This window comes from Amedibacillus dolichus DSM 3991, from assembly GCF_000154285.1.
Taxonomy (GTDB): Bacteria; Bacillota_I; Bacilli_A; order Erysipelotrichales; family Erysipelotrichaceae; genus Amedibacillus; species Amedibacillus dolichus.
In genome coordinates this window covers 1-2,208 of the sequence record NZ_DS483465.1, presented here as the reverse complement: position 1 = coordinate 2,208, position 2,208 = coordinate 1, and the positions used below count along the sequence as shown (strand labels likewise).

Here is a 2,208-nt window from a genome sequence, read left to right as displayed (position 1 = left end):
TGGAATATGATTGATTATACTTGCATTTTTCTTAAATTCCCATGTTCCAATGAATGTTATATTCCTATCAACATCTGCACTATCTGCATCTACCACTTTATCATTCGCATCATATCCTTTAAACTCCCATACTCCATTGGATACGGCAACTTCTGTTTCTAATAATTTGATTGCACTAATTGTATCACCTTCATAATATTTATTAACATCTTGGGGTAACAAACTAGTTACTTCAAACGGAAGTGTTTCACCATTTTTGCTTTTAAATTCATATTTTACTGAATAATATTTCTTTTTTTCATTAGTTACAATCGTACCTACGCCAAATGATTTATCATCAGAAATAGTAAATTCTCCATTTTGGCTAACCTTTTGTAATAATGAATTTGAAGATTCTTTATACGAATTATTATCAAATATATATCCATTAGCAGTAGATAATTGAACAATTTTATAAGTTCCATTAGGGAAATTCTTTATTTTTATTTTTCCATCGCTATCCGTTACTTTTTCTATCTTAGTATCAATCCATTTGTTGCCAACTTTTTGTTGGATTTTAAATTTAGCATTACTAATAGGCTTACTATTATCTTCTTCATCAACTAATAATAAACTTAATTCATTTTTGCGTATAGTACCAAATCCACCACCATTATTAATTTCAAATGCTGCTGTATTACCACCTATTTTTCTTTTATTTGTTGGTGTAACATCATAGCACTCCACACTATTTTCAACATTCTTTACACCTTCTACATCAGGATAATAGGAATTATATTCGATATAATAACTTACAATATTACCTGCAGTTGGTCCAGTATCTGATAAAAAGTTTTTATCCCCCAATGCTTCTCCTCTATCTTGAATACCATAATCACTATATTTAATTCCATTATTTTTAATAGGATCCTTATGTCCTATACCGCCAAAATTACACAAAAATGTTTCAGTATTGGTTTCAGAAGAATAATAAATTCCCCACTGTAATGGATTAGAAACAATTCTATTATAAAATTGATCATAAGTTTCATTAGGACTTTGCGTTAAATAAGTTAACCTTTCTCTCCCAAAATCTTCTACAGTGTTTTTATCTATGCGATATCTAATAGTACCTTGTCTTGCTGCATAGTATGTTCCTGCAGGAACTTTATACCAACCGTTGTATGTTGCGTTCACATTTTTTACACCTATATCAGGTACTGCAGCATATATTTTTATACTGTTTTTATCTATATACCCTTGATCTTGAATAATATCTTTAACTAAAAAGTTATCATAACTTGTAATCTGTGGATTTCTGTTAGGTTTCTGATTCTCAGGATATGTATAAAACCCATACAAATCCATAGAGCCTATAGGATTAACTTCAATACTAGTTGTAGCACCTGTTTTTGAATTATTAGACCAAGCATTTTTCCAAGATGTATCAATATCTACAGGGCTTTTATCACTAGGAGTTATCGGGTTTTGATTAAAATATTTAAAAGTAACATTCCTTTTAGCATTCCCAATAATCAATTCTTTTTTCACATCTTTATCTTTTGTAGCACCTACGTCTTTAGCGGTTAATTTTTCAACAGAAATAACTTGACCTGATAACGCATCAGAATCTACCGCCCCATCTTTTATAACAAAAATTATTTTTTTCTCAGTAAAAGAAACCGTAGCCAATAATTTATTATTATCATCATTTATTTCGATATTAGAAAAATCACTCCAATTAGCATCAAATAAATCGCCGATATTTGTTTCAATTTCTATTTCCTCATTAAGCTTAAATACATCACCGATATTTTTTTTAACGATTTTAAAATCAAAAGTAACTCGAGTATTATTACCTTGATAAATCTCATAATCTGGTTTTGAAACATTCATAATACTAACTTCAACATCATCATTTATCTCATGTAGAGCTTCATCTTGAAATAAAGAAGTAGCTGTTTCTAGGGCAAATACCGATCCACTGAATTGTGAAAATATAGAAACAGTCATTACTATCGCGAATAACACAGCACCTAATTTCTTCATTAAACCTTTTTGTTTCATTCCTTTTCTTATCTCCTTTCTCCCGCTTGATAATGTACTTAATTTCTCTATCTAAATGCAAAAAGCACCATTATATCTAAAATCAGAGGGTATCCAAATCAGACATGATAGTGCTTATATTTTCGCTATTTAATTGAACGCTAAAAAGGGCAAACTTATTTG

General features: G+C 29.7%; 1 protein-coding gene. It reads right to left on the bottom strand.

All coding sequences use genetic code 11. The features are described from left to right. A partial coding sequence (locus EUBDOL_RS01020) for an SHIRT domain-containing protein (RefSeq protein WP_004797609.1) occupies window positions 1-2,046 on the bottom strand: 2,046 nt, incomplete at its 3' end. Window positions 2,047-2,208: the final 162 nt, after the last annotated feature.